The sequence below is a fragment of the Sphingomonas morindae genome, assembly GCF_023822065.1.
GTDB lineage: Bacteria > Pseudomonadota > Alphaproteobacteria > Sphingomonadales > Sphingomonadaceae > Solisphingomonas > Solisphingomonas morindae.
Window position 1 is genome coordinate 1,780,635 of the sequence record NZ_CP084930.1, and the last position, 21,963, is coordinate 1,802,597.

Genomic DNA, 21,963 nt, shown 5'->3' on the forward strand with positions numbered 1-21,963 from the left:
GGGCTTATCCTTCCTTGACGATGCTGTCCGCGCCTTCGGTGGAAAGCGGCGCGGTGGCCTTGATGAGCGCGTCGGTCAAGAGCAGCTTGGCGGACGCGAGAGCGGTGTAGGGAAACGCGAACGCGCCCCCCTTGGCGAGTTCGACGGTGACGATGCCATCGCTGATGCCGAGAATGCGGCCATCCAGCTGCTTGCGCCCCTCGATCGGTTCGGCAAGCCGGATGCGCGCGTCGAAGCCCGCCCAGTCGGCGAAATCCTGCGCGCGGGTCAGCGGGCGGTCGATCCCGGGGGAGGACACCTCGAGCCGATAGGCCTCCTCGATCGGATCGGCCGCGTCGAGCACTTCGGACAGGCGGCGCGACAGCGCCTCGCAATCGGCAAGGTCGAGCTGGCGCGTATCGGGGCGCTCGGCCATCACCTGCAGGGTCGGATCCGACTTGCCGCCGAACAGGGCGACCCGCACCAGCGCAAGCCCGAGCGCTTCGGCCTCGGGCTCGATCAGGCGGGTAAGGGCGGCGATATCGGCCATCGGGTGGTGCTGTCTCTTCGCTGTCGAAAACCATGAGCGCCTGCAGCCGGCCCCGGAGGAGACCAGCCTCGGCAAAGTTTCCAATGTCGAGAAGGCAGGCGGGATATATCGCGTTCGCGGCTCCGCTTCAACCCGCAAGCGGCGCCGGTTCGGAGGGGGGCAGGAAACCGCGCGCCAGGCCGTGATAGAGCCGCTCGCGACAGACCAGCCCGGCGGCGGCGTCGGCCACCAGCGCGCTCGCCAGCAGCGGCAGCAAAAGGCCGCGGCTGGCGGTCGCCTCGGACAGGATCACCACGGCGGTGAGCGGCGCGCGCACCACGCCGGTGAAATAGGCGACCATGCCGAGCAGCACCACCGGACCCGCGGGCAGCCCGGGGAAGAGCGGGCGCAGCAGATCGGCAAGCCCCGCGCCGGTGGCGAGCGAGGGCGCGAAGATGCCGCCGGGAAGGCCCGAAACCGCCGTCGCCAGCGTCGCCGCGAGCTTGGCCGGGCCAAACCACCAGGGCGCGTCGGCGCCGAGGATGATGAGCCGGGCCGGCTCGTAGCTGGTGCCCCAGGTCAGTCCGGTCGCGCAGCCCAGCACCGCCACGATCAGCCCGGCCACCAGCGCCAGCAAAACCGGCCGCCGCCGCGCCGCCGCCAGCAGCGGGGTGCGGCCAAAGCCCAGCATCGCCCGCGAAAAGCCTCCGCCGATCAGCCCGCCCAGCACGCCCGCCACGGGCACCAGCACCAGCGCCTGGCGCAGCGGCAGCGTATCCGTCACCGCGCCGAAATAGACATAGTCGCCGGCAAGGCCGAGGCTGACCATGCCCGAGATGAGCACCGCCGTCATCACCAGCAGCGTCATCTTCTGCTCATAGGCGGCGGCCAGCTCCTCGATCGCGAAGGTGACGCCGGCGAGCGGCGTGTTGAACGCCGCCGCCACGCCGGCGGCGCCGCCCGCCACCATCACCGAGGCGGTGATCGGCACCTTCAGCAGCCGATGCGCATAGGCCATGATCGTCGCCGAGATCTGCACCGTCGGCCCCTCGCGACCGACCGAGGCGCCGACCAGCAGCGCCGCCACCGTCGCCACGAATTTGACGATGGCGGTCCGCGCGGCGGTGAGCGAGCGCAGCGCCGCCAGCGGATTGGCGCGCGCCGCCATGATCTGCGGAATGCCCGAGCCGCGCGCATCCGGCGCCAGCCGCCGGGTGGCCGCGACGATCGCCGCGAAGCCCAGCGGCGTGGCCAGCAGCGGTGCCCACCAGGCCGCGCGATAGCCGAGCAGGAACAGGCGATTGGCCTGATCGGCCAGGGCCGCGAACAGCAATGCCGCCAGCCCCAGCGCGATCGCGCCGGTCAGCGTCGCGACGCGGCGCCGCAGGATCGGCCCATGATGGCGCGCCAGCACGCGCACCGGCGGGATCAGCTTCTTGCTCATCGCGGCGCGACCCGCCGGTAGCGGAAATACCAGACCTCATGCCCCTTGGCGCGCGCCTTGGCCTCGTAGCGGGTTTCGGGCCAGTCGTCGGGGCGGACCAGGAAATCGCGCGGCGTCTCGGCCTCCCAGCGGAATTCGGGCCGCGCCGCCATCACCATCATCGCCCAGCGGCAGTAAATGGGATGATCCGTGCCGAAGCGGAACTCGCCGCCCGGCTTGAGCTTGGCCGCGAGCAGCCCGATCGGCCCCGCATTCATGAAGCGGCGCTTGGCGTGGCGGGCCTTGGGCCAGGGATCGGGGTGGAGCAGCCAGGCCCGATCGAGGCTGGCATCGGGCAGCCGCTCCAGCACGTCGAGCGCGTCGCCGAGATGCAGCCGGACATTGGCGAGGCCGCGATCGCGCACCTGCATGCACGCGCCGACCATGCCATCGAGAAAGGGTTCGCAGCCGATAAAGCCCGTGCCCGGCGCCCAGGCCGCCTGCTGGCCGAGATGCTCGCCCTTGCCGAAGCCGATTTCCAGCGCCAGCGGCCGGTCCGCGCCGAACAGGCGCGCCGCGTCGAGCGGCCCCTCGGCGGGAATGGCGAGGCGCGGCAGCAGGCTTTCGACAAGCTCAGCCTGGCCGGCGCGCAGCGGATGGCCCTGGCGGCGTCCGTAGAGCCGGCGGATGGTCAAGGGATCGGTCACGGGCAAGCCCTTACCGCGTGCGGCGCGGCTGTGCACCCCTTAGCCGCCGCCGGAACGCCGCGCCGGGCCTGTCGTTCTCCGCGCGAAGCTGTGGAGAGATTTATGACCGCCACCCCGATCGACATGTCGCCCGAAGAGAAGCAGGCCCTGGACGGAATCTCGGTCGCGCCGCCGGAGCCCGCCGACGCCGACGCCGAGGCCGGCGCGCCCGCGACGCCCGAGGTGCGCGAGGCGCTCGACGCCGAGAGCGTGACCCCGGAGGCGCAGGATCCCGCCGATCCCGACGCCAAGCTCGATATCGGCATCGACGAGAGCTTCCCCGGCTCGGACGTGCCCTCCTCGACCCGGCCCGGCCATTCCGATCCCGCCCCCTCCTCGGGCTATGACGAGGAGGCCGAGCGCGCCCGCACGCAGTGAGCGCGCGGCGGCGGCGCCGCTGTGGCGCCGCCGCAATATTCGTCTCCTGCCGCACCGGTGCCTCGCACGCATGTTGCGTCGCAGCACGATCCATGCTTCCATCTTAGTCGAGGACGGGGACCATTAAGCGGCCGGTAAGTCCATCGGCGCTAGTCTGTGTCCTCAGATGGTGGGGATTGGGCAATGGGCACGCAATCACGACCGGCCGATGGGGCCATGACCTTGGCGGAGATGAAGGAGTTCGCCTCCTTCCCCGCCGGCACGCAGCGGTATATCCGCCGCTCGCTGGATATTGGACTGGAACGCGAGGATCCGCTCGGCCGCTGGTCGCGCGATGTCGTGGAGGCCGCGAGCATCCGCGCGCAGACCAAGATCTACGGCCGGCTGTCCGGCCTGCGCGCGATCATCCCGGACGATAGCGGCCTGGAAGCGGTGGAGCCCTTCATGGCGCCGCTCGTCACCGTCTCCGCCTTCGATCTGGGGCAGGATCGGCTGTGCAGCTTCGGCGCCTATCGCTTCCTCTATGAGCGGCTGCTCGGCGCCTCGGTGCGGCCCTGGCTGCCCGGCGCCTTCTGCGCCGCCGCGGCGCTGCCGCACCTCCATCCCGATCGGCGGCGCAAGCTGCTCCAGTCGATCAGCGAGGCGGCGGCGACGGCGGCCGGCTGGTCGGCGCGCGAGCCCAGCTTCTTCCCCGAATGGGTCGAGAAGGTGGATACCCGTCTCGCCCACTGATCCGCGCGATCGATCCGATCAGCGGCACGCGCGCCACCCCGCCGCGCCGCGCGCCGCCTGATCGAGATGCAGATGATCGTGATGCGCGGCGTTATAGTCCGGTGACAGCACCGTCGCGAACAGCCGGCACGCGCCATCCCGCGTCGCCCGCAGAAAGGCCGCTTCCGGGCTGCGCGTTCGCGCCCAGTCGCGCGCCACGCTGATCCGGCGCCCGTCGGCCAGCTCGAAGCCCGCCACGTCCACCGCATTGCCGGTGGCATGTTCGCTCCAGCCGCGATCCACCCCGGCGATGCGCCGGCAATTATAGCTGCCGAAATGATCCACGCGGCGCACCGTCTGTCCGAACAGGCGGATCGCGGCCGGCTGCACCACCTCCCATTCCCACACCGCCAGCCCGGCGGCGACGGCGCAGCGCGTGGTCAGCCCGGCGGGGCGATAGGCGATCGTGCCCGCGCCCCCGGGAAGAAGCCGCTCGCCATCGGCATAGCCGCACTGGCCGGGGCCATGAAGCGGCGGCGCGGCGCGATCGGCAAGGCCCGCACGCGCCAGCAGCGCCCGGCAGAGCGCGGGATCGCCGCCCAGCGCCGTCAGCTTGCGGCCGGTGAAGAGGCCGATCGGCGCGGCGAGATCGAGGCGCGTCCAGGGCAGATCCTGCGGCCGGCGCCGGCCGAGCGCGAACAGGCCGAGCAGCAGCGCGCCACCCAGAAGCAGCCAGGCGAGCAGCAGGAGCAGCGTGCGCGGTCTCATCCCCGCGCGAGACGCGCGAGCGGCGGCTTGGCTCCGCTCAGCCCGCCGTCGCCGGCAGCCAGCCGAAATCGGGCGTGCCCTCGCGCCCGCCGACATTGCCGATGCGCGCGAGGCCGGCCTCGTTGAGCACGCGCAGCCGCATGCCGTCGCGCGCGATCAGGCCGGTCTCCACGAGCCGCCGCATCATGCGGTTGACGTGCACGGCGGTGAGGCCGACGGCATCGCCGATCTCCTCCTGCGTCAGCGGCAGGATCACCCCTTCGGGCGGGATCAGCTTGGCGCGCGCCAGCCGCCGCCACAGATCCACGAGCAGCGCCGCCACGCGCGACATGGCCGAGCTGCGGCCGACCGAGGCGAGTCGTTCCGCCAGCGCCGTCCGTTCCACCTGGGCGAGCGCGTGGAGCGACAGCGCGAGCCGGGGATGGCGCTCGAACAGGCCGCGCAGGCTGGTGCGATCGACGACGCGCACGGTGACTTCGGTGGCGGCGGTGAGCGAGAAGGGCGCGTGGCTCCACGGCAGGGCGGCATCGCCGGCCAGATCTCCGGGAAGATGAAACCCGAGAATTTGGCGATTGCCTTCGGGCAGCATGACAGAACTATAAAGCCAGCCCTTGCGTACTACGTAAAATTCCCGGGCTACGGCTTGCTCCGCGCGCAAAACAGCACCGCGTGCGACCGTGCGCTCGCCTTCCTCCAGCGCAGCCAAGGCGCGACGCTCCGCCTCCCCGAGCGGGAGGTATCTGCCCAACCGCTCCGCAAGACTGCCCTGATCCACCAATCCTCCTGCAAGCCCTTGCTTCGCTTGCACGTCTCTGGCGCAAATCGGTCCGGGACGCGCTAATCACGATCAAGTTGCGGGTAACCCCCTATCCAGCGCGCATTTGCAGCGTCGGCGGGATCGGCTAAGGCCCCGCAGATGGACCGGATAGTCATTCGCGGCGGTCGCCGCCTGTCGGGGCGCCTGCCGATTTCGGGCGCCAAGAATGCGGCACTTACGCTGCTCCCCTGCGCGCTGCTGACCGATCAGCCGCTCACCCTGCGCAACCTGCCGCGGCTCGCCGACGTGGATGGCTTTGGCCATCTTCTGAACGGCATGGGCGTATCGACCACGATCGCCGGCGGCAGCCCGGAGGAATTTGGCCGGGCGATGACGCTGACCGCGCCGCGCCTCAGCTCCACCACCGCGCCCTATGATTTCGTGCGCAAGATGCGCGCCTCGATCCTGGTGCTCGGCCCCACTCTGGCGCGCGCCGGCGAGGCGACCGTGTCGCTGCCCGGCGGCTGCGCGATCGGCAACCGCCCGATCGACCTGCATCTCCGCGCGATCGAGGCGCTCGGCGCGACGCTGGAGCAGACCGCCGGCTATGTCCGCGCGATCGCGCCCGATGGCGGGCTGCGCGGCGGCCAGATCAGCTTTCCCATCGTCTCGGTCGGCGCGACCGAGAATGCGCTGATGGCGGCCGCGCTCGCCCAGGGCGAGACGGTGATCGACAATGCCGCGCGCGAGCCCGAGATCGTCGATCTCTGCCGCTGCCTGGTGGCGATGGGCTCCGAGATCGAGGGCATCGGCAGCGCGCGCCTCGTCGTGCATGGCCGGCCGACGCTGCACGGCGCCGATTACCAGGTCATGCCCGATCGCATCGAGGCGGGCAGCTATGCCTGCGCGGCGGCGATCACCGGCGGCGCGCTGGAGCTTGTCGGCGCGCGCGAGGCGGACATGACGGCGATCCTCGCCGCGCTGCGCGAGGCCGGCCTCGCGGTCGAGACCACGGCGGATGGCGTGTCGGTTGCGGCGGACGGACCGATCCGCCCGCTCACCCTCTCCACCGCGCCCTATCCCGGATTCCCTACCGATATGCAGGCGCAGTTCATGGCGATGCTGGCGCTGGCCGATGGCGCCTCGGTGCTCACCGAGACGATCTTCGAGAACCGCTATATGCACGTGCCCGAACTGGCGCGGATGGGTGCCGATATCCAGACGCGCGGCCGGGTGGCGGTGGTGCGCGGCGTGCCGGGTCTGACCGGCGCCGAGGTGATGGCCACCGATCTGCGCGCCTCGATGAGCCTGGTGCTCGCGGGCCTCGCCGCGAGCGGCGAGACGCGGGTCCACCGCGTCTATCATCTCGATCGCGGCTATGAGCGGCTGGAGGAGAAATTGTCCGCCGTCGGCGCCGACATCCTGCGCGAGGCGGATGGCTGATCAGGGCTTCGCCGTCACCAGCACGAGGATGATCAGGCTGGCGGCGGCGATCAGCCAGGGCGCGGCGCGCAGCAGCCCCGGCCGGGCGGGACGGCCCGCCGCGATCCGCCGCGCGGCGCCGAGCAGCAGGCCGTGCAGCGCGCTCAGCCCCACCACCAGCGCCACCTTCAGCTTCAGCCACAGCATCACGAACCAGCCCGCCTCCAGCGCCATGCCGAGGCCCGCCGCCCACACCAGCAGCAGCGCCGGGCTGGTGACGAACAGCGTCCAGCGCCGCAGCCGCCGCAGCTCCGCCTGGCGGGCGTCGTCCAGCGGCAGCGCGCGGTTCAGCCCAGGAAGCGAGAGGGCGAGCAGGAAGAGGCCGCTGATGAAGGCGGCGACGGCGAGCAGATGGAGCAGCAGCAGCGCGGCATAGTTCATGCCCCGTCCCTACGCCTGCGCGCGCTATACCGCCAGCGCGCGTCCCACCGCGCGACGCGCATCCTCCACCAGCAGCGCCGCCGCGGCGCCTTCCAGCGCGGCATGGGGGAAGGTGACGAGCGCGCGCGGCGTCTCGCCCAATTGGCGCTTATAGGGGCCTTCCAACGCGAAGGCGCGGCCGAGATCGGGCACAGAGAGCAGCGGCCGCAGCTCGGCCGGGATGCTGCCCGTCAGGATCACCCCGTCCCAGGCGCCGAGCGCCAGCACCATATTGCCCGCGAAATGCCAGAGCGCGCGGACGAACAGGCCCAGCGCCTCGACCGCGATCGGATCGCGCGCGGACAGGCCCAGCCGTACCGTCTCGCGCGCTTCAGCGACGGGGGTGGGCGCGCCCTTCATCTGCGCCAGACAGGCGTGCAGCGCGACCAGGCCGGGGCCGGACAGGATCGTCTCGGCGGTGGCGTAGCCGAGCCGCGCGCCCAATTTCTCGATCAGCGGATCCAGCGCCTTCAGCCCCGCGGGGAAGCCGCTATGGCCGGCCTCGGTGGGCACGACATTGGCGATGCCATGCTCGTCGCGGGTGAGCAGCGCCACGCCCAGCCCGTTGCCGATGCCGATCACGCAAAAGGCGCCCGGCCCGTGCGGCTGGGCGGCGGGCCCGGCCAGCGCCTCCAGCCGGCCCATCGTGCCGCGCTCGCCGATCGCCCAGGCATTGGCGGCGAAATCGTTGAGGATCAGCGGCGGCGCCTGCAGCATGGCGGTGAGGCCCGAGCGCGAGACGCGCCAGCGGCCATGGGTGACGGTGATGGTGTCGCCGCGCGGCATGCCCGAGACCGCCACCGCCAGCCGGCGCGGCAGATGATCCAGGCCGGCATCGCGCGCGAAGCTGCTGATCGCGCCGGACACGGTCGGCTGGCTCACCGGATCATAGCTGCGGACGCTCTCCGTCTTGAGCCGGCCGGCGGCGTCGGTCAGCCCGATCCGCAGCGCCAGCCGCCCGACATCGGCGACCAGCGCCACGCGCGCGGCCGCGGCCGCCTTCTCCTCCTGGTCCATCGTCTCTCCTGGCGTGTTGACACGCGCTTTATCGCGGAGAGCTTAAGCTAAGCTTGTGGAATGGCAATATTATCCGAAGCTTAGCGTAGAACGGCATCGATCAGGTGGAGCAGCAAGCCGACCAGCCCGCCCACCAGCGTGCCATTTACGCGGATATATTGGAGATCGCGGCCGACCGCCTGTTCCAGCCGGCCGGTCACCGTCTTGGCATCCCAGCCGCGCACCGTATCCGAGACGAGCCGGACAATGCCGTCGCCATAGGCGGCCGCGACGCCCACCGTGGCGCGCCGCGCGAACAGGTTGATGGTGCGCGCGAGCCGCGGCTCGGTGCGCAGCGCATGGCCGAGCTGGCCGAGCAGCTCGCCCAGCCGCCCCGCCATCGCCGCCTCGGGATCGCGCGCGCCGCGCAGCAGCGCCCCGCGCGCGCTGCCCCACAGACCTTCCAGCCAGGCGGCGACGGCGGGGCTGGCGATCAGCTCGTCCTTCATCGCGTTGACGCGCGCCTGCAGCACCGGATCCTCGCGCAGCCGCCGCGCCAGATCGACCAGCCCCTCCGAGGCCTTGTCGCGAAGCGGATGGGCGGGATCGGCGGCCACTTCGGCGAGCAAGGCGTAGAGGCCGCCGACGATCTTGTCGCCCAGCGTCTCGTCCAGCCCGGTCCAGCGCAGCACCGCGCCCGCGCGCGCGGAGATCATCGCGCGCAGCGTCTCCTCGTGCGCGGCGAGCACGCGGTTGAGCCACTCGATCCCCGCGTCCAGCAGCGCGACATGTCGATCCCGATCGATCGCCGCGCCCAGCGCCTGGCCGAGCATCGGCGCGACATCGAGCGCCTGCAGCTTCTGCGCCGCCGCCACGCGGATCATGCCGCCCAGCCGCTCGCCATCGAGCGCGGCCACCATGTCCGCGATCAGCCGCGAGGCGCCGGCGCGCAGCCGCGACCGATCGCTGCCCGCGCCCGCCTGCGGCCCGGAGAGGAAGCGGCCGGCGGCGCCCGCGAGATCGAGCCGCCGCATCCGCCGCGCCACCACCGCCGGCACCAGGAAATTGTCGCGCAGGAAGGTGGCGAGGCTGTCGCCGATCCGATCCTTGTTGCGCGGAATGATGGCGGTGTGCGGGATGGGCAGGCCGAGCGGATGGCGGAACAGCGCGGTGACCGCGAACCAGTCCGCCAGCCCGCCCACCATCGCGGCCTCGGCGAAGGCGCGCACATAGCCCCAGCCGGGATGCAGCGGCATGAGCTGCCGCGCGACGAGGAACAGGCTCGCCATCGCCAGCAGCAGCGCCGCGGCGAAGCGGCGCATCGGGCGGGCGGGATCGGGCGCGCGCGCGGCGGCGGGGCGGGGCGGGGCGATGCTCATGCCCCGCTTATACGCGGCGCGCCCGCCCCCGGTTCATTCCGCCGCGTGCGGCACCGGCTGGGCGCCGCCGGGGCCGCCATTGGTGAACCAGCGGCCGAGCTTGGGCCCCAGCCGCCGCTCGAAGCCATCGGCCAGGCTGAAGGCGGCCGGCACGATCAGCAGCGTCAGCACGGTGGAGAGGATCAGGCCGCCGATCACCATCACCGCCATGGGCTGGTTCCACGAGCCGTCGCCGCCCAGCGACAGCGCGGTCGGCATCATGCCCGCCGCCATCGCCACCGTCGTCATCACGATCGGTTGGGCGCGCTTGTGCCCGGCATCGATGATCGCCTCGTCGCGCGGCACGCCGTGGCGGATCTCCTCGATCGCGAAATCGATCAGCAGGATCGAGTTCTTGGCGACGATGCCGAGCAGCATCAGCAGGCCGATCAGCACCGGCAGCGACACCGCCATGCCCGCGACGTGGAGCGCGATCAGCCCGCCCAGCGGCGCCAGCGCCAGCGAGCCGAGATTGACGAGCGGCGGCAGCACGCGGCGATACAGCAGCACCAGCACCGAGAAGACGAGGAAGATGCCGCTGATCAGCGCGATGATGAAGTTGGTCACCATCTCGCCCTGCCATTTGGCCTCGCCCGAGGCGGCGAAGTGCACGCCTTCGGGCAGATGCTTCATGATCGGCAGCGCCATGATCTTGGCGCGCTCCTCGCCGGCGATGCCGCCCGGCGCGAGATCGGCGCTCACCACCACGCGGCGCTCCTGATTGTAGCGCTTGATCTCCGAAGGACCGGCGCCGAAGCCGATATCCGCCACCACGCCGAGCGGCACGGTGCCGCCGGTGCTGGTGGGCACCGGCAGGTTCTGGATCGTGGCGAGATCCTGGCGGCTATTTTCCGAAAGCACCACGCGGATCGGGATCTGCCGGTCGGACAGGGAGAATTTGGCGGCGTTCTGATCGATGTCGCCGATGGTGGCGATGCGGATGGCGGAGGAGAGCGCGGCGGTGGTCACGCCCAGCTGCGCGGCGAGATCGAGCCGCGGCCGGATCGTGATCTCGGGCCGCGGCAGCCCGCCCTCGATGCGCGGCGCGCGCAGCTTGGGCAGCGTCTTCATCTGGTCGGCCAGCTGGAGCGCGGCGGCGGTGATGCGCGCGGGATCGTCGCCCGCCAGCATCACCGACACGTCGCGATTGCTGTCGCTGCTGCCATTCTGGCTCTCGAAGCTGACCCGCGCGTCGGGCGTGCGGTTGAGCAGCGGCGCCAGCTCGCGCTCGAATTCGGTCGAGCTGCGGCGGCGATGCTCGCTCAGCGTCATCGCGATCTCGGAATTGCCGACATTGATGAACTCGACCGCGGTGGTGACCTCGGGCTGGGCGCGCAGCACGGCGGCGATGCGATCGGTGACGCGCTCCGTCTCGGCCAAGGTGGTGCCCGGCGCGAGTTCGATCTGGACGCGGCTGGTGTCGACATCGAGCGGCGGCTGGAAGGTGAAGGGCAGCGTGGCGAAGGCGATGCCGGTGCCGATCAGCGCCAGCACCGCCACGCCCATCATCCACACGCGATGGTCGCGCGTCCAGGCGAACCAGCGGCCGGCGCGGCCGCGCGCCTTCATCGCATGCGCGCGGCTGGTATCGAGCGACCAGGCGAGCAGCCGGCGATAGGCATCCAGCACGCGGCCGCCGCCATGCGCCTGATGGCCCTGGCTCTTCAGGAAATAGGCCGCCACCATCGGCGTGACGAGCCGCGCCACGAGCAGGCTCATCAGCACCGCCACGACGATGGTGAGGCCGAAATTCTTGAAGAACTGCCCGGCGATGCCCGGCATCAGGCCGACCGGCAGGAACACCGCGACGATCGAGAAGGTGGTGGCCACCACGGCGAGGCCGATCTCGTCGGCGGCGTCGATCGCGGCCTGGTACGGGCTTTTGCCCATGCGCATGTGGCGGACGATATTCTCGATCTCGACGATCGCATCGTCCACCAGCACGCCGGAGACCAGGCTCAGCGCGAGCAGCGTCATGAAGTTGAGCGTGAAGCCCATCAGCGACATCAGCCAGAAGGTGGGGATGGCCGACAGCGGGATGGCGAGCGCGGAGATGAGCGTGGCGCGCTTGTCGCGCAGGAAGAAGAAGACCACGATCACCGCCAGGATCGCGCCCTCGACGATCGAGCGCATCGCGCCGTCATATTGCTTGATCGTATAGTCGACGCTCGCCGAGCGCTTGATGAAGTGGATGCGCGGATCCTCCTTCTCGATCTCCGCCAGCACTTTCAGCGCCTGCTGGTAGATGGCGACATCCGAGGCGCCGCGCGCGCGGAACATGCCGAAGGCGACGGTCGGCTTGCCGTTCATCTTGGCGAAGTCGCGCCGCTCGCCATAGAGATCGCGCACGGTCGCGATATCGGCCAGCTTCACCGAGCCGCCGCCCGGCAGCGAAAGCTGCATCTGGCTGAGCGTGAAGGCATCCGACGCATTGCCGACGATCCGCACCGCCTGTTCGGATCCGGCGATCTCGGCGCGGCCGCCGGCGGCGTTGAGGTTGAGCAGGCTGAGCTGCTGGTTGACCTGCGAGGCGGTGAGCCCGAAGGCCTGCATCCGCGCCGGATCCAGCAGCACGCGGATCTCGCGCTTCACGCCGCCGAAGGTCTGCACCCGCTGCATGCCCTCGATCGCCAGCAGCCGCCGCGCGACGGTGTTGGAGACATACCAGGAGAGCTGCTCCAGCGTCATGTCGGTCGCCTCGACCGAGAAGCGCGCGATGGCATCGCCATTCACCTGGGCGCGCGCGATATGCGGATCGATGATGTCCTGCGGCAGCTGCGAGCGGATCTGCGCGATCGCGTCGCGGACATCGGTGGTGGCGCGATCGACGGGCGTGTCCAGCGTGAACATCACGAAGGTTTCGGAATCGCCCTCGGTGACGGTGGAACTGATCTCCTCCACCCCCTCGAGATTGCGGACCGCCGCCTCGACGCGCTGCGTCACCTGATTCTCAAGCTCGACCGGCGCCGCCCCCGGCTGCGACACGGTGACCACCACGCCCGGAAAGCTGATCTCCGGATTCTGGTTCACGTCGAGCCGCATGAAGGCGATCAGCCCGGCCAGCGTCAGTGCCGCGAACAGCACCAGCGCGACGATCGGGTTGCGGATCGACCAGGACGAGATGTTGCGCATGGCTGGTGCCCCGGTGCCGCCTCAGCGGTCCTTTTTGAGTTCGGGAGTGATCTTGTCGCCGGGATTGAGGAAGGCGCCGGCCGAGAAAACCACGCGCTCGTCGCCGGTCAGCCCGTCGAGCACGGCGATGCCCGCGTCGGACACGTCGCCCACCTTCACCTCGCGCCGCTCGACCTGATTGTCGCTGTTGACGACGAACACGTAGTTGCCGCCGCGCGGATCGGTGAGCACCGCCGATTCGGGCAGCAGCGGCGCCTGGCGGCGATCCGCCGCGAAGCTCGCCGTGGCGAAGCCGCCCGGCCGCAGCGCCGGCGCATAGGCCAGCTGCACGCGCGCCTCGCCCTGGCGTGTGGTGGGATCGATCGTCGGCGCCAGCTGCCAGACATGGCCGGTGAAGGTGGCGGTCGTTCCGATCGGCGTCACGGTGACGGGCATGCCGAGATGGATGTGCGAAAGCTGCTGCTCGGCGAGCCGCGCGCGCAGCTCGAACACGCCGTCCATCGCCACCCGGAACAGCGCCGAGGAGCCCGAGCTCACCACCTGGCCCGGCTCAACGCTGCGCGCCAGCACGAGCCCGTTGGTGGGCGCGCGGATATCCAGCCGGCCGAGCCGGGCGGTCATCTCACGATATTGCGCCTCGGCCACCTGCACCGTGGCGCGGGCGGCGTCGCGGGTGGCGATGCGCTGATCGATATCGGCCTTGCTGATGAAGCCGCGCGCCACCAGTGCCTGGGCGCGTTCCAGCTGGGCCTGGGCCAGCTTGGCCTGGGCTTCAGCGGAGAGGATCTGCGCGCGCATCTGGCTGGCCTGGGCGGCCTGCACGGCGGGATCGACCACCGCGAGCACCTGGCCCGCGCGCACCCAGTCACCGGCATCCACCAGCACCCGGCTCACCATGCCGCCCTCGCCGGCGACGCCGACGGGCATGTCGCGCTTGGCCGCGAGCGTGCCGGTGGCGGTGATCATATTGGCCACCAGGGTGCGGCCCGGCACGATCACCGTCACCGGCGGCGCGGCGGCGACAACCGGCTTGTCCGGCTTCTTGCGGAAGGCGAAGGAGAGCGCGGCGACGAGCACGATCAGCACCGCCGCGACGATCAGCACGGTGCGCCGGCGCGCCCGCTTGACCGATTCCGGAATATCCTCGGCAGCGGCATCCCCGGCCAACATGCCCTGTTCCGCGTTCATCCCCTGCTCTCCTTGCGCCAAAATCCCTTGGCGACGCGACGGTGTATTAGCTGACTATATCACAGCCGGCAAGCCGGCCGGGCATGTTCAGCCTGGGTAGCCGATGCTCCGGCACAAGCGATAGAGCGGGGCTGGCCTGCGACGAGGGAGTAGCACATGAAATCCTTGAAATCGATCGTCCTGCTGGGGGTTTGCACCGCACTGGCCGGGGCCCCGGCGGCGGCGGCGGAGATCAGCAGCACGCCGATCGCGGGCACGCGGCTGGACGTGAGCGCGACCGGCGAGGTGATGCGCGTGCCCGATCAGGCGACGGTGTCGGCGGCGGTCGTCACCCAGGCGCCGACGGCGGCGCGCGCGGTCGCCGACAATGCCCGGCGGATGAGCGCCGCCATCCAGGCGCTGCGCGGCGCCGGCATCGCCGAGCGCGACATCCGCACCGCCAGCCTCTCGGTCCAGCCGCAATATCGCTATGCCGACGGCCAGGCGCCGGTGGTGACCGGCTATCAGGCCAGCAACAGCCTGAGCATCCTGTTCCGCCAGGTGGACAAGGTGGGCAGCGTGATCGACACGCTGGTGGCCGCCGGGATCAACCAGATCGACGGGCCCGACTTCACGCTCGCCGACCCCGAGGGCGCGCTCGACGCGGCGCGCACCAGCGCGCTCGCCAAGGCGCGGGCGCGGGCGGATCTCTATGCGCGCGCCGCCGGGCTCAAAGTGGGGCGGATCGTCGCGATCGAGGAGCAGGGCGGCGGATCCCCGGTCCGCCCGGTGCCGATGCTCGCCATGGCGCGCGCCGAAAAGGCCAACACGCCGATTGCGCCGGGCGAATCCAAGCTCGCCGTGACCTTGTCGGTGGTGTTCGAGCTGAACTGACCCGGCGCCGGCGGCCGCGCACAATAAAAAGGCCGCGACGCGGGTGCGTCGCGGCCTTTTTTCTGGACGAAGCGGTTTAGCGAACCGTGCCGCGACGCACCAGATTGACGATCGCCAGCAGGATCACGGCGCCGAGCAGCGACACCAGGAAGGTGCCCAGCGTCAGGCCGGCGTCGTTGATATTGCCGCGGCCGAAGATCAGGCCGCCGATGAAAGCGCCGACGATACCGACGACAACGTTGAGAATAATGCCCTGCTGGGCATCCGTGCGCATGATGATGCTTGCGAGCCAGCCGACAATGCCGCCCACAATGAGCCAGACGATGATACCCATAGCGTCCTCCTAGTCTTCCGCGACCCTTTGTTCTCGCGTGGGGTGCGCGGCAGATACGAACGGAAAGCGCCTTGGGTTCCTATCGGCTGCGAATCGAAATCGGCCGCCCGCGTTTTTGCGCGAACGGCCGATCTTTCGTCCCGTTATGCGTCAGAAACTTTGCGGCCGATCATATTCGGCGCGATATTTCTGGAGACGGGTGACGCGCAGGCCCTTGAGCCCGGCACGATCCACCGCCCGCTGCCACCCCACGAACTCCTCGAGGCTGAGGCCGTAGCGCTGGCACGCCTCGTCCACGGTCAGCAGGCCCCCGTTCACGGCCGCCACCACCTCGGCCTTGCGCCGAACCACCCACCGGTGCGTGTTCGCCGGCGGCAGGTTCTCGATCGTCAGCGGCTCGCCGAGCGGTCCGATTACCTGAGCGGGGCGGATCTTCTGATTCTCGATCATCTACACCTCGAACTGGGTCTTAGCGACCTAACGATGCTCCCCCATCGTCGCGGCCTTTTAGAATATCGGGCCTGAAAGAACGCTAAAGTCCCACGGTAAAGCCCGCCTTCATGAAGGTTGACACCCGCCGCCCCGCCCCGGTGGCGACACGCGGATGGAAGCTGCCGCCAAGGCCCATCCGCGCCGCCGCCTGATCCGCCCGCAGCAGCGCGGCCACCAGCGCCCGGACGGGCTCCTGGCTGCGGCTCGGCTCGTCGATGCGGCCGGCGATGCGCGCCGTCGGCGTGCCCGCCTGGCGCACCGCCGCGCTGGCGATCAGAATGGCGTGGGTGTCCGACGGCCGTGTCGCGACCGCGAACCGCCGGCGTTCCCCCATGTGGATAGTCCCCGTTGCGTTCCGCTACCGTGTGGCGGAACAAGCCTAAGGGACCGTAAAATTCCGGCCCCTTTTGCGGCCGGTCCGACGATCGGGTACAGGCGCGGCGATGTTCGACTCCGATTTCCAGCTGGAAGGCGGCGCCGCCGGGCGCCGCATCGTCGTCGCCATGTCGGGTGGCGTCGATTCCTCCGTGGTTGCCGCGCTCGCCGCGCGCAGCGGCGCCGAGACGATCGGCGTGACGCTGCAGCTCTACGATCATGGCGCCGCGGTCGGCCGCGCGGGCAGCTGCTGCGCCGGCCGCGACATCCGCGACGCGCGCCAGGTCGCCGAGCGGCTCGGCATCGCGCATTATGTCTTCGATTATGAAAGCGCCTTTCGAGAAAGCGTGATGGATCGCTTCGCCGACGATTATGTCGCCGGGCGCACCCCCATTCCGTGCGTGCGCTGCAACCAGGGCGTCAAATTCACCGATCTGCTGCGGCTGGCGCGCGATCTCGGCGCGGATTGCCTCGCCACCGGCCATTATGTCCGCCGCGTGCCCGGGCCGGAGGGCGCGGCGCTGCACCGCGCGATCGATCCGGCCCGCGACCAGAGCTATTTCCTGTTCGCCACCACGCAGGCGCAGCTGGAGTTCCTGCGCTTTCCGCTGGGCGGCATGGCCAAGCCCGACGTGCGCGCGATCGCCGCCGCGCTCGAGCTGGGCGTCGCGGCCAAGCCCGACAGCCAGGATATCTGCTTCGTGCCCGATGGCGATTATGCCGGGCTGGTGCGGCGGATGCGGCCCGAGGCGGACCAGCCGGGCGAGATCGTCGATCTCGCGGGCCGGACGCTGGGCCGGCATCGCGGCATTGTCGGCTTCACCGTCGGCCAGCGGCGCGGGCTGGAGATCGGCGGCGCGCCCGAGCCGCTCTATGTCGTGCGCGTCGAGCCCGACACGCAGCGCGTGGTGGTCGGCCCGCGCCGCGCGCTGGCGGTGGCGGGCGCGCGCCTGTCCGATATCAACCGGCTCGGCCCGCTCGATGGCCCGCTGCTCGCAAAGGTGCGCTCCACCGCCAAGCCCGTGCCGGCGACGCTGGCCGGCGACCGCCTCTGCTTCGAGGCGCCCGAATATGGCGTGTCGCCCGGCCAGGCGGCGGTGCTCTATGCGGGGGATCGCGTGCTCGGCGGCGGCTGGATCGAGGAGACGATCCCCGCGCGCCAGGCCGAACCCGCCTGAACCCGGCTCGATGCGCCGCCTGACGCTGGTGCGCCCGATGATGCGGGCGGCCGATCGGCTGCGGCGGCTCTGGTGGCGCTGGCGCGGCACCACGGTGCGCGGCGTGGTGGCGCTCGCCTACACGCCCGACGGCGCGCTCATCCTCGTCCGTCAGACCTATACGCCGGGCTGGTGCCTGCCCGGCGGCGGCCGCCGCGCGCGCGAGGCGCCGGTGGCGGCGGCGCTGCGCGAGCTGCGCGAGGAGGCGGGCGTGTTCGCGCATGGCGGCGCGCAGTGGCTCGGCACGCTCGACGAGCGGCTTGGCGGCGTGCCCGCCAAGATCGATTATGTCCGCGTCGTCGACGCGCAGTTTCGCTTCCGCCCCAGCCTGGAGGTGGAGGAGGCGCGCGCCTTCCCGCCCGACGCGCTGCCGCCCGATCTCAATCCGTGGTCCGCGCGCTTCCTGGCGGCGGCGGGGTAGCGGCGCCGCTCAGAGCCGGAACTGGCCCTCGATCACGGTGACGCAGGCGCCGCGCAGCGCGACCCGCGCGCCATCCAGCCGGCAGCCGATATGGCCGCCGCGCGCCGAGGCCTGATAGGCGGTGAAGCTGTCGCGGCCGAGCCGCTCCGCCCAATAGGGCGTGATCACGCCGTGCGCCGAGCCGGTGACGGGATCCTCGTCGATGCCGGCGCCCGGGGCGAAGGCGCGGCTGACGACCTCGGCGGTCTCGCCCGGCGCGGTGACGATGACGAGCAGATCGCCCGCCCGCGCGAGCGCGCGGAAATCGGGCGCCACGGCGCGCACCGCCGCCTCGTCGTCCAGCACCGCCACCGCATAGCCCTGGTCGTGCCACAGGGTTTCGCGCGGCGGCGCGATGCCGAGCGCGGCGACGAGATCGGGCAGCGGCCTGGGCACCGGCCGCCAGCTGGGCAGCATCAGCTCATAGCCGCCATCGGCGCGGCGTACCGAGAGCGGCCCGGCATGGCGGGTGGCGAAATGCACCGTATCGCGGCCGGGATCGCGGCTGAGCACGATATGGCCGCTGGCCAGCGTCGCATGGCCGCACAGCACCACCTCGGTGGTGGGGGTGAACCAGCGCAGCGCGTAATCGGCCTCGCCGCCGGTTGCGAGCGGCACGAGAAAGGCCGTTTCCGAAAGATTATTCTCGCTGGCCACGGCCTGAAGCACGGCATCGTCGGGCCAGTCCTCCAGCAGCATCACCGCCGCCGGATTGCCGGTGAAGGGGCGGTCGGCAAAGGCATCGACCTGGAAGAAGGGCAGAGTCATAATTCGCTCCGTTCCGCGATGGCGCTCGGCAGGTCGCGCTCCGGATCGACATGGCCGGCCGGGTGCGCGTGGATGATCACCTCCAGCCCCGGAAAGGCGGAGACCAGCTGCGCCTCCACCTCGGCGATCACCCGATGCGCCGAGGCGATCGTGGTATCGGGCGGGAAGGTCATGTGGAATTGCGCGAAATCGCGCGCGCCGCTGGTGCGGGTACGCAGATCGTGCATCCCCGCCAGCGCGGGGATGGTGCCGGCCACGCCCAGAAAGGCCCGGCGCTTCTCGGCCGGCCATTCGCGATCCATGAGATCGTCCACCGCGCGCCGCCCGGTGCCGAGCGCGCCCCAGCCCAGCCAGCCCGCGATCAGCAGCGCGAACACCGCGTCGGCGCCGCGCCAGCCGAGCCACGCCTCCAGCCCCAGCGCGACGATCACCGCGCCGTTCAGCAGCAGATCGGACTGGTAATGGACATGATCGGCCTGGATCGCCACCGATCGCGTGCGCGCGATGACGCGGCGCTGATAGGCGAGCAGCACCAGCGTCGCCAGCGCGGCCACCAGCGACACGATCATCCCCGTCTCGGCCGCCACCGCCGCCGCGCCGCCGCGCAGCGCCGCCGCCGCGCGGATCGCGATGGCCACCGCCGAGACGAGGATCAGCGCCACCTGGAACAGCGCGGCGAGCGATTCGGCCTTGCCATGGCCGAAGCGGTGATCGTCATCGGCGCGCTGGCCGGCGATATGCACGCCCCACAGGGTGACGAGCGAGGCGAGCAGATCGAGCGCGGTATCGGCGAGCGAGCCGAGCATCGCCACCGATCCGCTCGCCACCACGCCCCAGCCCTTGAGCGCCAGCAGCGCCAGCGCCAGCGAGGAGCTGGCGATCGCCGCGCGGCGCGGCAGATGGGCGCCGGCCTCCGCGTTCACGGGTAGAGCAGGCCCTCGCGCCAGCCTTCGCCCGCGCGCGTGAAAAGCCGGCGCTCGTGCAGGCGATGTTCGCGATCGCGCCAGAATTCGATCTGCCCGGGCGCGACACGATAGCCGCCCCAATGCGGCGGCCGCGGCACGTCCTGATCGGCGAAGCGCGCCTCCATCTCCGCGTAGCGCGCCTCGAACACGGCCCGGTCGGAAAGCGGGCGCGACTGGTCCGACGCCCAGGCGCCGAGCTGCGACGGGCGCGAGCGGCTGGCGAAATAGGCGTCCGATTCGGCGTCCGAGACGGGGCTCACCGCGCCTTCGATGCGGATCTGGCGGCGCAGCGACTTCCAGTGGAACAGCAGCGCGGCGCGCGGGTGGGCGGCCAGCGCCGCCGCCTTGCGGCTGCCGCGATTGGTGTAGAAGACGAAGCCCCGCGCGTCATGGCCCTTGAGCAGCACCTGCCGCGCCGAAGGCTGGCCGTCCGCATCGACGGTGGCCAGGGTCATCGCGTTGTAATCGTTGATCTCGCTCGCCTTGGCTTCGGCGAACCAGTGCTCGAACAGGGCGTGGGGATCCTCGGTCATGGCGGCGTGATACGACTGCCACGCGCGAAGCGGAAGCCCATAGCGGCAGCCGGGGGCTTGCGCGCGCGCCCACCCATCCCACATTGGGCTTGTGGCATAATAGCAACAGTTGGTTGCGGCACGATGGACGCTACACAGACGGCTATGGCGGATCCCTACCAAATCCTGGGCGTGGCCCGTGGCGCCGACGAGGCGACGATCAAGAAGGCGTATCGGACGCTCGCAAAGGAGCTGCATCCCGATCGCAACGCGGATAATCCCAAGGCGGCGGAGCGTTTCTCCGCCGTGACGGCCGCCTATGACCTGCTCTCCGACAAGGACAAGCGCGCCCGCTTCGATCGCGGCGAGATCGATGCGGACGGCAATGCGCGCGCGCCGTTCGGCTTTGGCGGCGGGGGGGCAAGCCCCTTTGGCGGCGGCGCCGGCCCGTTCGGCGCGCGCGGCTTCCGGGCCGGCCCGGGGCCGGGCGGGGCGGGCGGCTTCGGCCAGGATGGCGCGGATTTCGGGGATATATTCGACAATCTCTTCAGCGGCGGCGCGGCTGGCGGCGGCGGGGGCGGGCCCTTTGGCGGCTTCGGCCGGCGCGGCACCAAGCCCCAGGCCAAGGGCGCCGATGTCGCCTATCGGCTGCAAGTGCCCTTCGAGGATGCCGCGGCGCTCAAGCCGCAGCGCGTGACGCTCGGCAATGGCAAGACGATCGAGCTGAAGCTGCCCCCGGGTGTGGAAAGCGGCACGCAACGCCGGCTCGGCGGCCAGGGCGAGCCGGGGCCGACCGGGCCGGGCGATGCGATCGTCACGATCGAGATCCAGCCGCACCGCTTCTTCACGCGCGAGGGCGATGATGTGCGGCTCGATCTGCCCATCACGCTCAAAGAGGCGATGCTGGGCGGCAAGGTGAAGGTGCCGACGGTGGACGGCGCGGTGATGGTGACGATCCCCAAGGGTTCGTCCTCGGGCCGCACGCTGCGGCTCGGCGGCAAGGGCTTTCACCGCAGCGGCGGCGGCCGGGGCGACCAGCTGGTGACGCTGATGATCGAGCTGCCCGGCCAGGATGCCGCGCTCGAGCAGTTCCTCGCCGGATGGACCGATGCGCCGCGCTCGCCGAGGGCGGATCTGGGTGTCTGATCCCGTGGCGGCGCGCCGCCGCGGCCGGTCGGGCTGGCTCGCGCTGGTCCGGCAGGTGGGGGTGGGCGTCTATTCCGATGGCTTCATCCATGCCGGCAACATCGCCTATCTCTCGATCATCTCGCTCTTTCCCTTCTTCATCATCGTCACCGCGCTCGCCCAGCTGTTCGGCCGCTCGGGCGACGGCCATGTCGCCATTGAGAGCGTGCTGCGCTTCCTGCCGCGCAGCGTGGAGGATCTGATCCGGCCGGTGGTGGAAACCGTGCTGGCGGCGCGCACCGGGCCGCTGCTGTGGCTGGGCGCGCTGGTCGGGCTGTGGACGGTGGGGAGCTTTATCGAAACGATTCGCGACATTCTCCGCCGCGCCTATGGCACGCGCTTCAACGCGCCCTTCTGGGAATATCGGCTCTGGTCGGTGGCGATCATCGTCGGCTCGGTGGCGATGATGTTCCTCGCCTTCGCGCTGCAGGTCGCGCTCACCGCCGCCGAGCAGGTGGTGGATCGCTTCTTCCCGGTGGCGCAGGAGGTGGTGGGCTGGATCGGCCTGTCGCGGCTGCTGCCGGGGCTGGTGCTGTTCGGCGCGCTCTACGTGCTGTTCCTCGCGCTCACGCCAAGCCGCTTCCGCTATTCCAAGGCGCCCAAATGGCCCGGCGCGCTGCTCACCGCGCTTTGGTGGCTGGGCGTGACGGCGGCTCTGCCGCTGGTGCTGGCACGGTTCAGCTATGATCTCACCTATGGCAGCCTCGCCGGCGTGATCGTCGCGCTTTTCTTCTTCTGGCTGGTGGGGCTCGGCCTGGTTACCGGGGCGCATCTCAACGCGGCGCTGGCAAAACCGGGTGAACCAAGCGTAAAGGACGCGGCCAGACACGAAGCGCAATGAGGTTTGCATGGGAC

At 70.8% G+C, this 21,963-nt stretch carries 24 protein-coding genes; 8 read left to right on the forward strand and 16 right to left on the reverse strand.

The features are described 5' to 3' along the window. Positions 1–4: 4 nt before the first annotated feature. The 3 genes from rimP to trmB form a co-directional block, all read right to left on the reverse strand. Positions 5–529 carry a ribosome maturation protein RimP gene (gene rimP / locus LHA26_RS08615; RefSeq protein WP_252165220.1) on the reverse strand — a complete coding sequence of 175 codons (525 nt, stop codon included), beginning with the start codon at positions 527–529 and terminating at the stop codon, positions 5–7. A 127-nt stretch (positions 530–656) separates the two neighbouring features. Continuing rightward, the gene (locus LHA26_RS08620; RefSeq protein ID WP_252165221.1) at positions 657–1,952 is read right to left on the reverse strand and encodes a chloride channel protein; all 1,296 of its coding nucleotides are present in this window, start codon (positions 1,950–1,952) and stop codon (positions 657–659) included. Next, entirely contained in the window at positions 1,949–2,638 is a 690-nt protein-coding gene (trmB, locus tag LHA26_RS08625; protein WP_252165222.1) for a tRNA (guanine(46)-N(7))-methyltransferase TrmB, read from the reverse strand. Before trmB ends, LHA26_RS08620 begins: the two co-directional genes overlap by 4 nt. A gap of 102 nt (positions 2,639–2,740) precedes the next feature. Between trmB and LHA26_RS08630 the strand changes: the two genes are divergently transcribed. Together LHA26_RS08630 and LHA26_RS08635 are read left to right on the forward strand one after the other, a co-directional pair. Further along, positions 2,741–3,055 (forward strand): hypothetical protein, encoded by a 315-nt coding sequence (locus LHA26_RS08630; protein WP_252165223.1) that lies wholly within the window; start codon positions 2,741–2,743, stop codon positions 3,053–3,055. A 183-nt stretch (positions 3,056–3,238) separates the two neighbouring features. Next, on the forward strand, positions 3,239–3,787 hold the full coding sequence (locus tag LHA26_RS08635) for a hypothetical protein (protein ID WP_252165224.1): 549 nt from the start codon (positions 3,239–3,241) through the stop codon (positions 3,785–3,787). Positions 3,788–3,805: 18 nt separating this feature from the next. Here LHA26_RS08635 and LHA26_RS08640 read toward each other — a convergent pair whose 3' ends face one another. Both LHA26_RS08640 and LHA26_RS08645 read right to left on the reverse strand, forming a co-directional pair. Continuing rightward, on the reverse strand, positions 3,806–4,534 hold the full coding sequence (locus LHA26_RS08640) for an extensin-like domain-containing protein (protein WP_252165225.1): 729 nt from the start codon (positions 4,532–4,534) through the stop codon (positions 3,806–3,808). Between the two features lie 37 nt (positions 4,535–4,571). Beyond that, positions 4,572–5,342 carry a Crp/Fnr family transcriptional regulator gene (locus tag LHA26_RS08645; RefSeq protein WP_367890710.1) on the reverse strand — a complete coding sequence of 257 codons (771 nt, stop codon included), beginning with the start codon at positions 5,340–5,342 and terminating at the stop codon, positions 4,572–4,574. Between the two features lie 108 nt (positions 5,343–5,450). Here LHA26_RS08645 and murA point away from each other — a divergent pair, with 108 nt between their 5' ends. Further along, positions 5,451–6,734 (forward strand): UDP-N-acetylglucosamine 1-carboxyvinyltransferase, encoded by a 1,284-nt coding sequence (gene murA, locus LHA26_RS08650; RefSeq protein WP_252165227.1) that lies wholly within the window; start codon positions 5,451–5,453, stop codon positions 6,732–6,734. Here the strand turns inward: murA and LHA26_RS08655 are convergent, their stop codons facing one another. From LHA26_RS08655 to LHA26_RS08675, 5 genes are all read right to left on the reverse strand, one after another. Beyond that, positions 6,735–7,154 (reverse strand): CopD family protein, encoded by a 420-nt coding sequence (locus tag LHA26_RS08655; protein WP_252165228.1) that lies wholly within the window; start codon positions 7,152–7,154, stop codon positions 6,735–6,737. Positions 7,155–7,178: 24 nt separating this feature from the next. After that, a complete protein-coding gene (locus LHA26_RS08660; RefSeq protein WP_252165229.1) occupies positions 7,179–8,210 on the reverse strand; it encodes a glucokinase in 1,032 nt (343 codons plus the stop codon). Between the two features lie 80 nt (positions 8,211–8,290). After that, entirely contained in the window at positions 8,291–9,568 is a 1,278-nt protein-coding gene (locus LHA26_RS08665) for a DUF445 domain-containing protein (RefSeq protein WP_437441194.1), read from the reverse strand. 33 nt (positions 9,569–9,601) lie between these two features. Further along, a complete protein-coding gene (locus LHA26_RS08670; protein WP_252165230.1) occupies positions 9,602–12,739 on the reverse strand; it encodes an efflux RND transporter permease subunit in 3,138 nt (1,045 codons plus the stop codon). A 21-nt stretch (positions 12,740–12,760) separates the two neighbouring features. Beyond that, the gene (locus LHA26_RS08675; RefSeq protein ID WP_252165231.1) at positions 12,761–13,927 is read right to left on the reverse strand and encodes an efflux RND transporter periplasmic adaptor subunit; all 1,167 of its coding nucleotides are present in this window, start codon (positions 13,925–13,927) and stop codon (positions 12,761–12,763) included. 156 nt (positions 13,928–14,083) lie between these two features. Between LHA26_RS08675 and LHA26_RS08680 the strand changes: the two genes are divergently transcribed. After that, positions 14,084–14,800 carry an SIMPL domain-containing protein gene (locus tag LHA26_RS08680; protein ID WP_252165232.1) on the forward strand — a complete coding sequence of 239 codons (717 nt, stop codon included), beginning with the start codon at positions 14,084–14,086 and terminating at the stop codon, positions 14,798–14,800. 76 nt (positions 14,801–14,876) lie between these two features. Here the strand turns inward: LHA26_RS08680 and LHA26_RS08685 are convergent, their stop codons facing one another. The 3 genes from LHA26_RS08685 to LHA26_RS08695 form a co-directional block, all read right to left on the reverse strand. After that, a complete protein-coding gene (locus LHA26_RS08685) occupies positions 14,877–15,134 on the reverse strand; it encodes a GlsB/YeaQ/YmgE family stress response membrane protein (protein ID WP_252165233.1) in 258 nt (85 codons plus the stop codon). Positions 15,135–15,284: 150 nt separating this feature from the next. Then, complete coding sequence (gene sciP / locus LHA26_RS08690; RefSeq protein ID WP_252165234.1) at positions 15,285–15,584, reverse strand: CtrA inhibitor SciP; 300 nt, start codon at positions 15,582–15,584, stop codon at positions 15,285–15,287. Positions 15,585–15,666: 82 nt separating this feature from the next. Then, positions 15,667–15,960 carry a hypothetical protein gene (locus tag LHA26_RS08695; RefSeq protein ID WP_252165235.1) on the reverse strand — a complete coding sequence of 98 codons (294 nt, stop codon included), beginning with the start codon at positions 15,958–15,960 and terminating at the stop codon, positions 15,667–15,669. Between the two features lie 109 nt (positions 15,961–16,069). Between LHA26_RS08695 and mnmA the strand changes: the two genes are divergently transcribed. Both mnmA and LHA26_RS08705 read left to right on the forward strand, forming a co-directional pair. Further along, positions 16,070–17,179 carry a tRNA 2-thiouridine(34) synthase MnmA gene (gene mnmA, locus LHA26_RS08700; protein ID WP_252165236.1) on the forward strand — a complete coding sequence of 370 codons (1,110 nt, stop codon included), beginning with the start codon at positions 16,070–16,072 and terminating at the stop codon, positions 17,177–17,179. A 10-nt stretch (positions 17,180–17,189) separates the two neighbouring features. Then, on the forward strand, positions 17,190–17,639 hold the full coding sequence (locus LHA26_RS08705; protein WP_252165237.1) for an NUDIX domain-containing protein: 450 nt from the start codon (positions 17,190–17,192) through the stop codon (positions 17,637–17,639). A 9-nt stretch (positions 17,640–17,648) separates the two neighbouring features. Here the strand turns inward: LHA26_RS08705 and LHA26_RS08710 are convergent, their stop codons facing one another. The 3 genes from LHA26_RS08710 to pdxH are packed head-to-tail and all read right to left on the reverse strand — an operon-like array spanning position 17,649 to position 19,944. After that, positions 17,649–18,446, reverse strand: coding sequence for a PhzF family phenazine biosynthesis protein (locus LHA26_RS08710; protein WP_252165238.1), 798 nt, complete (start codon positions 18,444–18,446; stop codon positions 17,649–17,651). Continuing rightward, a complete protein-coding gene (locus LHA26_RS08715; RefSeq protein WP_252165239.1) occupies positions 18,443–19,369 on the reverse strand; it encodes a cation diffusion facilitator family transporter in 927 nt (308 codons plus the stop codon). Before LHA26_RS08715 ends, LHA26_RS08710 begins: the two co-directional genes overlap by 4 nt. Next, positions 19,366–19,944 carry a pyridoxamine 5'-phosphate oxidase gene (gene pdxH / locus LHA26_RS08720; RefSeq protein WP_252165240.1) on the reverse strand — a complete coding sequence of 193 codons (579 nt, stop codon included), beginning with the start codon at positions 19,942–19,944 and terminating at the stop codon, positions 19,366–19,368. Before pdxH ends, LHA26_RS08715 begins: the two co-directional genes overlap by 4 nt. A gap of 144 nt (positions 19,945–20,088) precedes the next feature. Between pdxH and LHA26_RS08725 the strand changes: the two genes are divergently transcribed. Both LHA26_RS08725 and LHA26_RS08730 read left to right on the forward strand, forming a co-directional pair. After that, entirely contained in the window at positions 20,089–21,069 is a 981-nt protein-coding gene (locus tag LHA26_RS08725) for a DnaJ C-terminal domain-containing protein (protein ID WP_252165241.1), read from the forward strand. Then, positions 20,996–21,949: a YihY/virulence factor BrkB family protein gene (locus LHA26_RS08730; protein ID WP_437441195.1), complete on the forward strand. Its 954-nt coding sequence runs from the start codon at positions 20,996–20,998 to the stop codon at positions 21,947–21,949. Before LHA26_RS08725 ends, LHA26_RS08730 begins: the two co-directional genes overlap by 74 nt. Positions 21,950–21,963 lie beyond the last annotated feature (14 nt).